The organism is Bacillus sp. AY2-1 (genome assembly GCF_008368965.1).
GTDB classification, from domain to species: Bacteria; Bacillota; Bacilli; order Bacillales; family Bacillaceae_G; genus Bacillus_A; species Bacillus_A thuringiensis_S.
Genome location: NZ_QPEL01000017.1, coordinates 1 through 14,143, shown reverse-complemented (window position 1 = coordinate 14,143; position 14,143 = coordinate 1). Strand labels below are relative to the sequence as shown.

Genomic DNA, 14,143 nt, shown 5'->3' with positions numbered 1-14,143 from the left:
AAGAAAGGAGCAGTTTGAAAACACGCTCTAAAGGCTCTTTCTTATCTCTCAGGATTACTACCTGCAGGATTTGGCACAATTCCGTTATACGGCTGTTGCCAAGGTTTCATCGGGCCTGTCCCTCCACCTTTTCTTGATAAGACTATGCAATTACCGTTGATTTTATAGCAATAATTTCCTAATGTCAAACAGTTTTTCTGAATGTTCTAAAATAAATATTAACAATTTCATATAAAGCAACAAAAGAAATATATTCCATACTAACTCGAAAAAGACCTTTAGAAAAAATGATTCATGTAAAATAAACCCCAATCATCTATTTTCATTAAACAAACTGTTTTAATAGAGCGTATAATTCTTCAAAATTATGCACTTCATATGTCGGTATAATCCCACTATCATTTAATTTCCTTTCTGGATTAAACCAACAAGTATCAATTCCCGCTACATATCCACCTTTAATATCGGCACTTAATGAATCCCCAATAATCAGCCCTTCTTCAGGTGCAAAGTTAGGAATCCGTTCAAAAACATAATCAAAATACTCTTTCATCGGCTTTTGAAAACCTGTATCTTCCGAAACAAAAACATCTTTAAATAATGAATGTAACCCTGCATTACGCAAACGTTTATCTTGCGTCTTAGAAACACCATTTGTCACTATATACAACTCATACTCCCCTTGAATTTGATTTATAAATTCAAACGCACCTTGCATGAGTTGATTTCCTTCTTCTAAGTAGCTACGATAATTATTTTCGAATAATATACCGTCTACTTCTTCTCCATACTCTTTAAACAACATAGAGAATCGTTTATTTACAACTTCATTACGTGATAGTTCACCTTTTTCAAAAGCATTCCAAAGACCTTTATTTATTTTTTTATAACGAGCCCCTATCTCCTCTGTTAAAGGGATTCCCTTCTCTTCAAAAAGCACCTGTAAAGCTACTTTTTCAGCCTTTTGGAAATCTAATAATGTATCATCTACATCAAATAGCAATGTTTTATATTTTTTCATAAATTCATCACACTCTCTTTTCTACAAAAACAAATTTACATAAATCGTATCATTCCTTCTTGTAAAGATAATAGGAGATATCTCATACTATAAATAGGGGTGAAAATATGAAAATCAGCAAAAATGAAGAAGAAATTTATCAATACATGCGAATCCATCAATTCCATACCCTATTTTCATTTCATGTCTTGCCATATGTAGAGCTGCATTCTTTTCAAACGAAAGAGATGATATGTAGCGAAGGAAACGCCCTCCCTTATCTCTATTACTTAATTTCTGGGAAAGCAAAAATATATATGAATCATAAAAACGGGAAAGTTTCATTAATTAATTTTATTCAAGCACCATCTTTTATCGGGGAATTAGGATTAATAGGAGTAGAAAATATCACCAAGTCCGTTGAAGTACTAGAAGATTGTGTTTGTTTAGCACTTCCTCTTAAAGATTGTCAGCAACTTTTATTACAAGATGCAACGTTTTTACAGCACTTATGCAAATTTATTGGAGAAAAGACAATTACTCGCACTGAAAATTACGCAAAAAACTATAGTTATCCTTTCGAAAATCGATTAGCTGCTTTTATTTTATTAACAGAACAAAATAATTGTTATATAGAAAAGCATACTGAGGCTGCAGAATACTTAAATGTCAGCTATCGTCATCTTTTATATGTATTAAACCAATTTTGCCAACAAAATTATTTAAAAAAAGAAGGCCGAACATATTATATACAAGATCGAAATACATTAGAAAAGCTTGCTGACGAGCTGAAAATATAAAGAAACAGCATTAACATAAACGTTAATGCTGTTTCTTTGAGTGACGATTATAATTTAAATTAAAATTTACTTGCTACTTTAGCTGCTTCTTCAAGACCTGCAGCAATGATTTCTTCTGCTTTATCTGGGAATTGGTTATGTCCTTCAATAACTACTGTTTCCATGTTTGTTGCACCGAAGAAGCCCATCATGCTTGCTACATATTTAACAGCCATTTCTACCTCAGCTGCTGGACCTTCTGAATATACGCCGCCGCGCGCGTTTAATAATGCAATCTTCTTATCTCCAATTAAACCAACTGGACCTTCTGGTGTATATTTGAACGTTTTACCAGCACGGTTTAAATAATCAATATATGTGTGTAACACTGCTGGAATCGTTAAGTTCCATAATGGGAAGCCGAAAACAATTTTATCAGCTTCTAGAAATTGATTTAAATACTTATCAGCAACTGCTACTGCTTTTGCCTCTTCTTCTGTTAAATCAAATCCTTTACCTGCCTTAAATGTACCATTGATCATGTCTACACCTACATATGGTAATTCTTCTTTATATAAATCAAGTTCTACTACTGTATCATTTGGGTGTGCTTCTTTATAGTTCGCTAAAAATGCCTCATATAATTTTACACTAACTGCTTGTTCCGCTGGACGGTTGTTTGCTTTAACAAATAAAACTGTTGCCATTATTTCTTCCTCCTAGTACTCACTCTTATGTTGTTATATGCTTTCAAAAAAGGTATCCCTTGTAATTGTTGTTTTGTTGCTTACAAACATATTTTATCTTTATATCAATACATTTTCGTCCTCACATAGACGTATTTTTCCATAAAAAAAGTCCACCTTCTAAAGGCGAACTAGGTCTTACGACTTTTGTCTTATACAATTCCATTTTTCACTGCATATAACGCCGCTTGCGTGCGATCAGATAAATTCAACTTACTCAAAATACTACTTACATGAGCTTTTACTGTTTTTTCTGTAATAACTAAAACAGAAGCGATCTCTTTATTACTCATCCCTTTCGCTAATAGCTGCAGCACTTCATTTTCTCTCGCCGTTAGCACATCCACTTGAATAGAAGGTTCTTCTTCCTTTTCTTCCACAGGTAGTGTTTGAGAGAGAAGAGTATTTGCTATATCCGGATGTAATTGAATATTACCTTTATATGCGCTTCGAATAGCTTCAACAAGCTGATCCGGTTCTACATCTTTTAAAATATACCCACTTGCCCCCGCCCTTAACGCTGGTAAAACATGCGCCTGATCAGAAAAGCTAGTTAATACAATTACTTTCACATTCGGATATTCTTTTTTGATGCACGCCGTCGCCTCGACACCATCCATTTCGGGCATATATAAATCCATTAATACAACATCTGGATTCGTCTCCCCTACTTTCACTAACGCTTCTTTCCCATTATTTGCTTCTCCAACTAACGTTAAATCTTCCTGTGTACTTAAGAAAAATGCTAATCCTTTTAAAACGACTGTATGATCATCGACTAACAATACTTTTATTTTCACAAACTTCCCTCATTTTCACATCATAATGGTACATTTACTTTTACGCTCGTTCGCTTCTTACTACTTACAATTTTAATTGTTCCACCAACTAATTCTACTCTTTCACGCATCGTAGTCATGCCGAGTGATTTCTTCTCTTTTATATCCTTTTCTACAAAGCCGTTTCCTTGATCGACTATTTCTAATGATACATTCTTCTCTGTCACTTTGAAATAAATCGTTGATTCTCTGACATTCGCATGTTTACTTACGTTATTCAAAGCTTCTTGTCCAATTCTCCATAACGCTTCCTCTACTACACGCGGTAAATCACGAACACCTGTAACTTGTTCCCGAATTTTCAGTCCCAAGTTTTCACCGTACTGCTTTAAAGCTGGTAATAAACCTTTTTCTAATCCTGCCGGACGAAGCTGCCAAATTAATGTTCTCATTTCCTTTAAAGCTCCTTGCGCTAGTTCCCGCATCTCATGCAAAGATTGGTCAACCTTTTCATTTTGACCTTTTAAAACGGCCTCAGCCCCTTTTGTCATAAAGGTTAATGAAAATAATTTTTGCGAAACAGAATCATGTAAATCCCTTGCTAATCGGTTTCTTTCTTCCAGTCGTACGAGTTCACGGCGCTGTTCGTTTAATCTTAGATTCTCTATTATTAATGAAACGTGATTCGATAACGCTTGAATTATATCTATTGTATTAACATCAAATTCTCCATTATTTAAACTAACACATAAAACACCAAATATATGATTTTGAATATGTATTGGCGTAGCAATAACAACTCCATTTACACGTTTTAATAGAGCTAGCTCACCTTGTTCTAACGCCTTCTTTGCCGCTTCTTTTACATCCTCTTGTAACTCTTCCTGCCCATAAGAAGCTCGCAAAGATAACTCTATTTCTTCCCTAATAAAAAACGCCACTTGATTCCACTGAAATACTTCACCTACGTGATTTACCACCTTTTCAGATAATACATTAAACTTATGAATCGTTTTTAAAGCTTGAATAAACCGCTCCAATTTCACATAGTAATGTGCTCTTCGCTTTTCATTTTCATATAATTTTGTTCGCTTTAAAGCCGTCCCGATTTGGAAAGCAACTGATTGGAGCAATACTAATTCTTCTTCCGAAAAATGTGTTTTACCTGGGCTAGCTACATTTAAAACACCAAATTTCTCTCCTCCAGCCTTTAAAGGAACCGTAGCATGATGAAGAATTCCTTCTGTATCTCCCCAATTATATTCAATTGCATTATTAATTCTTTTACATTCAATAATATTAACGGCTCTCTCTAATTTCCCATCTACGAAGCCGCGTAAACACCAACACTCACCTTCACACATCGGGCGTTTATTTTCATATTTAAGTGCCTCTGGTAACTGGTAATCGATCACCTTCGTATACTTCCCATTTTCATCCGCAAGAAAAATCCAGCCTGTCGTTAAACCTGTTACACTGAGCAATTTTTCTAGTACTGCTTGCAATACATGATATGTATCATTTGATGTATTTAATGTTTCTGCAATTTCCTTTAATATAACTAATTCATTTGTACGATTATCTCGAAACATAATCAGTCTCCTGCATACAAGATTTTAAATAGCTCTTAAAATAAATCATCTACTTTTCACTTTGTACTTATTCGTAACATTGATATAATGGTGAAAACATAGTTTTCATTATATCACTTGAGGGGGCTTTCATAATGACATTAAATAAAGCACTTACTATCGCTGGTTCTGACACAAGTGGCGGTGCTGGTATACAAGCAGATTTAAAAACATTCCAAGAACTTGGCGTATACGGAATGACATCTCTTACAACAATCGTAACGATGGATCCACATAACGGTTGGGCACATAACGTATTTCCAATCCCAGCTTCTACATTAAAACCACAATTAGAAACAACAATTGAAGGTGTTGGCGTAGACGCTTTAAAAACAGGTATGCTTGGATCAGTAGAAATTATTGAAATGGTTGCAGAAACAATCGAAAAGCACAATTTCAAAAATGTAGTAGTTGACCCTGTTATGGTATGTAAAGGTGCAGATGAAGCATTACATCCTGAAACGAACGATTGCTTACGTGACGTTCTTGTGCCAAAGGCATTAGTTGTAACACCAAACTTATTTGAAGCTTACCAATTAAGCGGTGTGAAAATTAATTCTCTTGAGGACATGAAAGAAGCAGCGAAGAAAATCCACGCTTTAGGTGCCAAATACGTACTAATTAAAGGTGGAAGCAAACTTGGTACGGAAACTGCAATCGACGTCCTATATGATGGAGAAACATTCGATCTTCTAGAATCAGAAAAAATCGATACAACCAATACACACGGTGCAGGTTGTACATATTCTGCTGCAATTACAGCAGAACTTGCAAAAGGAAAACCTGTGAAAGAAGCAGTAAAAACTGCTAAAGAATTCATCACAGCTGCTATTCGTTACTCATTCAAAATTAACGAATACGTAGGTCCAACTCACCATGGTGCATATCGTAAATTCGTTGTATCAAAAGAACTTGTCTAATATATAAATAAAAACACTCACAAGGTTCATACATTGCCTCTGTGAGTGTTTTTTATAAGCTTTATGTCTTCTGGTCATCTTATCTTTAAGATGCAGAGCTGACCTTATTTCTACCATTTCGTTTCGAGTAGTATAACGCATCATCCGCCGCTTGAATAAATTGCTCTGATGACCCTTCATACTCTGAAACCCCTACCGAAACCGTAATTTTTATTTTTGTTCCATCTAACAATTGAAATGGGTGACTTTCAACAGCTATACGAATTTGCTCGCCCATACGAATTCCGTAAGCTAATCCCTTATTCGGTATCAAAAGCGCAAACTCCTCTCCACCCTTTCGAAAAGCCAAATCTGGAAATTGTGAAGTTTCTCGTAAAATACATCCTACTTGTTTTAACACTTCGTCCCCTGCAGGATGCCCGTACGTATCATTTACATACTTAAAGTGGTCAATATCTATAAGTAGTAAACAAAGCGAATCATTTTTCATGTTCTTATTACTAATATGACGATTCATCTCTAAATCAAACTGTCTTACGTTTCCTAGACCTGTCAATGCGTCTACCGTTGCGTATTGCTTCATCGTTTGGAATAACTCATTGGATTGTAAAACGTAATTTGCACTTATGAATGTTATGTAGCCTGTAATAATACTAGAAATTAAATATAATCCTACTATGTTAATATCTTTAATTAACCATATATATAGTGAGGGGATTAGAATAGATAAAATATATGTATGTAACCATGCCCACTTTTCTCCTAGAGAGATATTTAGACGCGAAATAAAGATACTACCTACTCCTATCGCAATAATTGTATAAAAAGCTACTTGAGAAGCTAATGAATAATCCATAAATAATAACCTAGTTACTAAAATCATACTAACAGCTATAGTACTCGCTATCGGGCCTCCAATTATAACAGCTAAAATAACAGCTAAGTAGCGCAAATCCAATAGGATGGTACCAACATGAACACCGAAATACATTAGTAATATACCTAATATTCCAGTAAGAATACCTACTACACATTTCTGCCAAAGAGAAAACTCTTCTTTTAACGGCCTATCTCTTAAAAGCTGACCTCCAACAAAAATAAAGGAAAGAATAATTGTTGTATTTACAAATAAGTCCCTTAACATAAAATAATCTCCCTACTTTTCCATCTATCCCCTTCCCCACTTTATTGTATACGAAATCCCTATAATTCCCAAAGTTTTTTGTTTATTTTTTGCTGTTCCACGTGAAACAGCAAAAAAAATAAAAAGGGCGAAAACTCGCCCTTCTTCATTAACAACAGCGTGATATTTTTCCACCCTTTGCATTAAATCTTGCTTCTTGTGCCTCAGCAAAAAATTGCTTTTGACATACAACCTCTTCTTCAGGATGATGCTTTTTCATATGCTCCACATATACTTCATAACTTGGTACCCCAACGAGCAAACTAATAAAGCGTTTTCTTTCCCCCCATACTTTCCGTAGTCGTTTAAGCATAATAGTTCCTCGACTCACTTTCATCTCTAGAAATATATGCTGCCTCTTTTAGCAGCATCGGCTTATTTCTTAATACTTGAATCCAAATTCGAATTGCAGAAATTAATACAGCGATTACAACTATCATAAAAATCCCGCAAAGCGCTGCATCAATATAATCATTGAAAATAATTTGCTTCATTTGAGCAACATTTTTAGCTGGTGCTAACACTTTCCCCTCATCTAATGCTCCCTGGAACACCTTTGCATGAGATAGAAATCCTATTTTAGGGTTTTCATGAAATAGCTTTTGATAACCCGCCGTCATCGTTACAATAAGCAATCCAACAGTTGGAATAAGTGTCACCCAAACATATGCCTTTTTCCCCATTTTGAACAAAATTGTCGTTCCAAGTAATAATGCAATACCTGCTAACATTTGATTTGCAATACCGAAAAGTGGCCATAATGTATTAATTCCACCAAGCGGATCTACTACCCCTTGGTACAAAAAATAACCCCATCCTAATACACATAACGTTGTAGCTATTACATTCGCTAATGTAGAATCTGTTTTCGCAAACGGCTTATATACATGCCCTAAAATATCTTGAATCATAAATCGTCCTACACGCGTTCCTGCGTCAATCGTTGTTAAAATAAATAGGGCTTCAAAGAGAATAGCAAAATGATACCAGAATGCCATCATCGCCGTTCCACCTATTACTTGTGAGAAAATATATGCCATACCTATCGCTAACGTTGGTGCGCCACCTGTACGTGATAAAATTGTTTGCTCTCCAACATTTACAGCAAGTTCTTTTAGTTCATTTGGTGTAATAGCAAATCCCCATGAAGAAATAACTTGAGCTGCCTGCGATACATCCGTACCAATAAGTGCTGCCGGACTATTAATCGCAAAATAAGTTCCTGGTGTTAATACACAAGCTGCAATCATTGCCATCGCAGCTACAAACGACTCCATTAACATTGCTCCGTAACCAATTGGCTGTGCATGTCCCTCTTGTTCAATCATTTTTGGCGTCGTACCTGATGAAACAAGAGCATGGAATCCAGAGACTGCACCACAGGCAATCGTAATAAATAAGAACGGGAATAAATTACCGGAGAAAACAGGACCTGTTCCATCAATAAATTGCGAAACTGCTGGCATTTGTAAATCAGGTGCTACAATTAAAATACCAATCGCCAATCCAACAATTGTTCCAACTTTTAAAAATGTACTTAAATAATCACGTGGTGCTAATAACATCCAAACTGGTAATGCAGATGCAATAAATCCATATACAATAAGCATAATAGCAATTGTTTCGCCACTAAATGTGAACATACTTGCAAGTGTTGGATTTTCTGCTACATACTGTCCTCCAATAAGAGATAAAATAAGTAGGATAATACCAATTACTGACCCTTCTCCAACACGACCAGGCCTAATATAGCGCATGTAAACTCCCATTAAAATAGCGATGGGAATCGTTGCTGCTATCGTAAACATTCCCCAAGGACTTCCAATCAGTGCCTTTACTACGACTAACGCTAATACTGCTAATAAAATAATCATAATTCCTAAAATACCTATCATTGCAATTAGTCCTGTAACAGGCCCAATCTCATCCTTAATCATTTCTCCTAACGATTTACCATTACGTCTCATCGAAGCAAATAAAATGACAAAATCTTGGACAGCCCCCGCAACAACTACCCCAACAATAATCCAAATGGTCCCTGGTAAATATCCCATTTGTGCTGCTAAAATCGGTCCTACTAAAGGTCCCGCCCCAGCAATCGCTGCAAAGTGATGTCCAAACAATACCCACTTATTTGTTGGAACATAGTCTTTCCCATCGTTTAATGTATGGGCTGGTGTTTGACGATTATCATCTAAATTAAAAACCTTTCTCGCTATAAATCTACTATAAAAGCGATAAGCAACTGCATATACACATACAGCAGCTACTAAGAGCCATACAGCATTAATGGTTTCACCTTGTGATAAAGCTATTACCCCAAAAGCCCCTGCTCCTACTGCTGTAATAACGCCCCAAAGTAAGATCGATTTCAATGTCTTCACATACAATTCCCCCAATACTATTTCTTAGTGGAGATTGTACTAAATTTTCTGAATATTTAACTTGAATCCTCCCTATCATGAAGGATTTTCAGTTTATCATGTTAAAATACTCTCATTACCTACTATAATTCAATGTTATTTCGAAGGCGTTTTACATAATTACGACTGACTGGAATCGGTTGCTCATCATACCTATCTAAATACAAATTATACGTGCCATTATAATAAGGTTTCAGTTCTTTTACATATGACATATTAATTAAATAGCTTTTATGCACACGTAAAAAATCATATGCATTTAGCTTATTTTCTAATTCCTGAAGTGTATATGTTGAAATATACTGATTATTCGTTGTGTAAATTGAAACAGTTTTATTTTCTTTATTTTTACTTACATATACGATATCTTCTGGAAGAATATATCGTATACCCTCTTGACTTTCTATCGGTAGTTTCCGCAAATAACTCTTTGCTTTCTCACCTTGTTCTTTACCTATTTTATATAAAAGAAATTGTAAATCTTCTTCACGAAATGGTCGTAATAAATAATAAAATGCTTGGAAACGAAAAGCTGTAATAGATTCCTCTATGTTTTCACCTACAAAAATAAATTTTGTATAGCAATTTATTTCTCGTAATAAACTTGCATATTCAAAACCAGTACCATCTAGTAATTTGGAACTTAAAAAAACAAAGTCTGGTATATGTTTTTTCATCATAAATAAAGATTCTGTTCCTGTCTTTGCTTCAAAACATTCTACATTTCTCATATTTTCAGTGAAATTTTCAGCTAACTCTCTTCTCTCTTCTGCCTCTTCCATGATCAGTAAAATTTTCATTTCTTCAACCACCTAATTCTTTGTCCATATGTCCTGCTGTATACATTCGCTTTTATAAGAAATAATCCCTTTTTCTTACTATACCATTATTTATCTAAAAAAACAGAAAAAAGGAAACCACTTCGGTTTCCTCTCCCCCTTTATCCTACATTAACTGCCTAGAAAGAGCGGAGTAGTGTAGGGTAATAAACGGTCAGGGCTACGTTTAAAATTTCACTTTATACTAATTCTCGTTGCTTCGTTTCCTGTCCAAGTATTACTACAGCGAATACACCAATTAAAATTGATCCGCAGAAAATCGTAAATATTAGTGATAGTGAAGCTTCTGAGGCAACTAAATACCCCACTAATAGTGGGCCAAGAATACCACCAATACGCCCAAATGCTGCTGCCATTCCTGCACCAGTACCACGAATAACCGTCGGATACTGTTCAGGTGTATAGGCGTATAATGCTCCCCAAGCACCTAAGTTAAAGAAGGATAGTAACATACCTGCCACGATTAATACTGTTAATGAATCCGCAACCCCAAACAAATAGGCACTGCAAGCTGTCCCGATTAAATACGTAACCAACACAAATTTACGACCGAGACGTTCAATAAACCAAGCAGCGGTGAAATATCCTGGAAGTTGAGCTAATGTCATAATAAGTACGTATTGGAAACTTTTTATTAAACTAAATCCTTTTAGCACCATTACACTCGGTAACCAAAGGAACATTCCATAATAAGAAAAGACAACACAAAACCATAGAATCCATAGCATAATTGTTGCTTTACGATATTCCCCAGACCAAACTGATTTTATATTTTCAATAACAGATGGTCTTTTTTCAACTTTTTGGAACCTTGGGGAATCCGGTAAATTCCATCTTAAATATAAAGCATATAGTGCTGGAACTGCACTCAATACCATCGCAATTTCCCAACCATATTTAGGAATAACAAAATACGAGATAAGGGCTGCAATTAGCCATCCACCTGCCCAAAAACTTTCTAATAACACAACAATTTTCCCACGCTCATGCGCTTCAACACTCTCTGATACTAGTGTAGAGGCAACCGGAAGCTCTCCGCCAAGCCCCATACCAATTAAAAAGCGTAAAACGAGAAACATCGCGAGTGTCGTTGTTAATGCAGTTAAACCACTACCGATAGAAAATAATAATAATGTAATAATAAAGACTGATTTTCGGCCTATTCTATCTGATAGTATCCCAAAAATAAGCGCTCCTACTGCCATACCGATTGAGTTAATACTGCCTATCCAGCCCATTTCCTGGCTCGTTAATCCCCAATCCTTTTGCAAAGCTACCATTACAAATGAAAGCATTCCAACATCCATTGCATCAAATAGCCATCCAAGTCCAGCTATACCAAGTAGTTTGCGCTTCGAAATTTCTTTTACCTTGCCCACTAGAAGTCCTCCTCACACAGGTGTCTTTACACATCATTTTACATGTGTGAATTGTATAAGTAAAATACTTTTGTGTAAAAAATTCTCCTTCATCATTCCCAAAAAGTAAAACGTCTATCCCGATTGGTGAGGGCTAATAATCAGTAGGGATGACTCACTGATTAAAGTTTCACTTCATTAAAAATGAATAAATAAAAAAAAGTAGCGATATTTCGCTACTTTTTCGAACGCATTACTTCTTTTAAAAATTCCGCTAATACTAACTGACGACGCCAGCGTGTTGGATTACTGCATAATCTATAAAACCACTCTAAATGAATCGCTTGAATCCATTTTGGTGCACGTTTTACCTCTCCAGCCCATACGTCTAAACTTCCACCCACTCCAACAGCCATTTTCGTTTCTAAACGATGCTTATTGTTTTGGATAAAGTTCTCTTGTCTCGGGAAACCGAGTGCAACAAGTAATAAATCTGGTTTTGCTTCTTGAATGCGAGAAATAATATTCTCTTCGTCTTCTTGTTTGAAATAACCATCTTGTGTACCGGCGATGGATACAGCTGAATATGTCTTTGTTAAATGATCTGCTGCAGCTTGTACAACATGCGGCTTTGCACCTAATAAGAAAACAGATACTGGTTTACTATCTTCTGATAACTTCGCAAGTAAATTACACATTAAATCAAAACCTGCTACACGTTCTTTTAAAGGTGTACCAAGCATGCCGCTTGCCTTTACAACCCCAATACCATCAGGTGTAATTAAATCTGTATTCAATAATGTTTGATAGAACTTTTCATCCTTTTTTGCGCACATAACAATTTCAGGGTTTGCTGTTACTACCTGAAACGTATGAGTTCGCTCCGCTTCTAGTTGTTCTTTTAAATATTGGACCGTTTCATCCATTGTCATTGTAGAAAAAGGAACGCCTAGAATATCAACTGTTTGTACTGCCATAGTTAACTATCCTCTCTATCATTACAAGTTTTTCGCTATTAATTGCTTATATGTTTCCTTTGTATCTTCATATAGTTTTTGAAGTGAGAAATTCATAGTAGCATGCTCATAAATATGTTTACCCATTGCTGCTAATTCTCCAGTTTTCCACTTATCATACGCTTCTTCTAAAGCTAATGCTAATGCCTTTCCATCATCTGTTGGCACAATCCATCCGTAAGTTTCATCTACGATTAATGGTTCAATTTCTCCAGCCCTAGTCACAATTGATGGTACGCGTTGATTTGCCGCTTCTAATAAAACTAGTGGGAACCCTTCACTATGAGAAGTTAATAAATTTACATGTGACGACGCAAATAATTGTTTTACATCTTGACGATGTCCTAAAAACTCTACTTTATCGTTAATCCCTTTTTCAGTAGCTAATGACTTTAGATTTTCTTCTAATGGGCCATCGCCAACTAATAATACTTTAATTTTCTCCAATTTTGTTTGTTGTAACGCATCGAATAAAACTTCATGTCCTTTGACAGGATGTAATCGCGCTACTTGGATTGCCGTAAATACATCTTCAGCAATATTGAACATTTCTTTTTTATTATAGCCTTCTGCTTTTTCCTTATCGTATTCAATTCCATTATAAATAACATGCATCTTTTCATTTGAAATCCCTAATGCTGCCAGGCTTTTTTTCAATCTATTTGTTACTACGAAAAATAAGTCTATATTTTTTAAGGCTTTCAAATTTAATTTCGTAAAAATCCAACCTTTTAAGCCCTGTTTAGTAAAGTCTTGAAATGGATCACTATGAATAGTCGTTACCCATTTTGCCTTTATTCTCTTTTTCATTAAAGAAACATAGAAATTAGCCCTAGGACCATGCGTATGAACTACATCAAATTTTTCTTTATTAATAAATTCACTTATATTCTTTAAAATGGATAAATCATAGCGCGATTTTTGTGAAAACACATGGACTTTTATCCCTAATTCCCTTGCTTCCTTCGCAACAATTCCATCTTCAAATACTGCTAATTCTACTTCACCAGTTGGAAACTGATCGAGAAGTGAAATAATATGTGTTTTCCCTCCCCCATCTTCTGCTCCTGCATTCATATGCAATATTCTCATGTTTTTTCCTCCTTTAAATCCTTGCTACGTTTCCAGCTATTTTTATTTTACTGTACTAAAAAATAAAAGCTAACAAAAGTTAGCTTTTATTTTTATCATTCAATTTCTAGGTCTACTATTAGATAAGCTAGCACCACTACAAAGTAAATCCCAACTCCTGGTGCTGTTAAAATATGTCCTGCAATATAAGCAATACCTAACGCTAACAATAAGCTTGCTGAAATCATTCCATATTTTATATTAAATATGTCCTTAAATCTCTTAGCAAATGCTAGTAGAATTCTTAGCCCGTAATAAATAAATGGAATCATTAGTAATACAAAGCCAATAATCCCGAAATCATAAAACCAATCATGGAAGTCCATTTCAATTAATTT

At 35.3% G+C, this 14,143-nt stretch carries 14 protein-coding genes and 1 riboswitch; of the genes, 2 read left to right on the top strand and 12 right to left on the bottom strand.

Translation table 11 applies throughout. The features are described 5' to 3' along the window. Positions 1–38 precede the first annotated feature (38 nt). Positions 39–143, bottom strand: a riboswitch (SAM riboswitch). A gap of 182 nt (positions 144–325) precedes the next feature. Further along, positions 326–1,021 (bottom strand): YjjG family noncanonical pyrimidine nucleotidase, encoded by a 696-nt coding sequence (locus DN403_RS04010; protein WP_000760178.1) that lies wholly within the window; start codon positions 1,019–1,021, stop codon positions 326–328. A 107-nt stretch (positions 1,022–1,128) separates the two neighbouring features. Here DN403_RS04010 and DN403_RS04005 point away from each other — a divergent pair, with 107 nt between their 5' ends. Beyond that, the gene (locus DN403_RS04005) at positions 1,129–1,800 is read left to right on the top strand and encodes a transcriptional regulator YeiL (protein ID WP_000703316.1); all 672 of its coding nucleotides are present in this window, start codon (positions 1,129–1,131) and stop codon (positions 1,798–1,800) included. Positions 1,801–1,859: 59 nt separating this feature from the next. Here DN403_RS04005 and DN403_RS04000 read toward each other — a convergent pair whose 3' ends face one another. The 3 genes from DN403_RS04000 to DN403_RS03990 all read right to left on the bottom strand — a co-directional run bounded on the left by DN403_RS04000 (position 1,860) and on the right by DN403_RS03990 (position 4,896). Beyond that, positions 1,860–2,486: an FMN-dependent NADH-azoreductase gene (locus tag DN403_RS04000; RefSeq protein ID WP_000246718.1), complete on the bottom strand. Its 627-nt coding sequence runs from the start codon at positions 2,484–2,486 to the stop codon at positions 1,860–1,862. A 191-nt stretch (positions 2,487–2,677) separates the two neighbouring features. Next, positions 2,678–3,325: a response regulator gene (locus tag DN403_RS03995; RefSeq protein WP_000695816.1), complete on the bottom strand. Its 648-nt coding sequence runs from the start codon at positions 3,323–3,325 to the stop codon at positions 2,678–2,680. A gap of 20 nt (positions 3,326–3,345) precedes the next feature. Then, positions 3,346–4,896, bottom strand: coding sequence for a GAF domain-containing sensor histidine kinase (locus DN403_RS03990; protein WP_000488150.1), 1,551 nt, complete (start codon positions 4,894–4,896; stop codon positions 3,346–3,348). A 134-nt stretch (positions 4,897–5,030) separates the two neighbouring features. Here DN403_RS03990 and pdxK point away from each other — a divergent pair, with 134 nt between their 5' ends. Next, the gene (gene pdxK / locus DN403_RS03985) at positions 5,031–5,855 is read left to right on the top strand and encodes a pyridoxine/pyridoxal/pyridoxamine kinase (protein WP_000174252.1); all 825 of its coding nucleotides are present in this window, start codon (positions 5,031–5,033) and stop codon (positions 5,853–5,855) included. Positions 5,856–5,940: 85 nt separating this feature from the next. On the opposite strand, the gene DN403_RS03980 is transcribed toward pdxK, so the two are convergent. The 8 genes from DN403_RS03980 to DN403_RS03935 all read right to left on the bottom strand — a co-directional run. Beyond that, positions 5,941–6,999 (bottom strand): GGDEF domain-containing protein, encoded by a 1,059-nt coding sequence (locus DN403_RS03980; RefSeq protein WP_000942921.1) that lies wholly within the window; start codon positions 6,997–6,999, stop codon positions 5,941–5,943. A 148-nt stretch (positions 7,000–7,147) separates the two neighbouring features. Further along, positions 7,148–7,351, bottom strand: coding sequence for a YbdD/YjiX family protein (locus DN403_RS03970; protein ID WP_000919819.1), 204 nt, complete (start codon positions 7,349–7,351; stop codon positions 7,148–7,150). Beyond that, the gene (cstA, locus tag DN403_RS03965; RefSeq protein ID WP_000854306.1) at positions 7,344–9,422 is read right to left on the bottom strand and encodes a carbon starvation protein CstA; all 2,079 of its coding nucleotides are present in this window, start codon (positions 9,420–9,422) and stop codon (positions 7,344–7,346) included. Before cstA ends, DN403_RS03970 begins: the two co-directional genes overlap by 8 nt. 122 nt (positions 9,423–9,544) lie before the next feature. Further along, positions 9,545–10,261 (bottom strand): LytR/AlgR family response regulator transcription factor, encoded by a 717-nt coding sequence (locus DN403_RS03960; RefSeq protein ID WP_000698256.1) that lies wholly within the window; start codon positions 10,259–10,261, stop codon positions 9,545–9,547. Between the two features lie 218 nt (positions 10,262–10,479). Beyond that, the gene (locus tag DN403_RS03955) at positions 10,480–11,679 is read right to left on the bottom strand and encodes an MFS transporter (protein ID WP_000521109.1); all 1,200 of its coding nucleotides are present in this window, start codon (positions 11,677–11,679) and stop codon (positions 10,480–10,482) included. A 215-nt stretch (positions 11,680–11,894) separates the two neighbouring features. After that, a complete protein-coding gene (locus tag DN403_RS03945; RefSeq protein WP_000290751.1) occupies positions 11,895–12,635 on the bottom strand; it encodes a WecB/TagA/CpsF family glycosyltransferase in 741 nt (246 codons plus the stop codon). A 21-nt stretch (positions 12,636–12,656) separates the two neighbouring features. Next, on the bottom strand, positions 12,657–13,766 hold the full coding sequence (locus tag DN403_RS03940; protein ID WP_016078221.1) for a glycosyltransferase family 4 protein: 1,110 nt from the start codon (positions 13,764–13,766) through the stop codon (positions 12,657–12,659). A gap of 95 nt (positions 13,767–13,861) precedes the next feature. Continuing rightward, a partial coding sequence (locus DN403_RS03935) for an O-antigen ligase family protein (RefSeq protein ID WP_179958923.1) occupies positions 13,862–14,143 on the bottom strand: 282 nt, incomplete at its 5' end.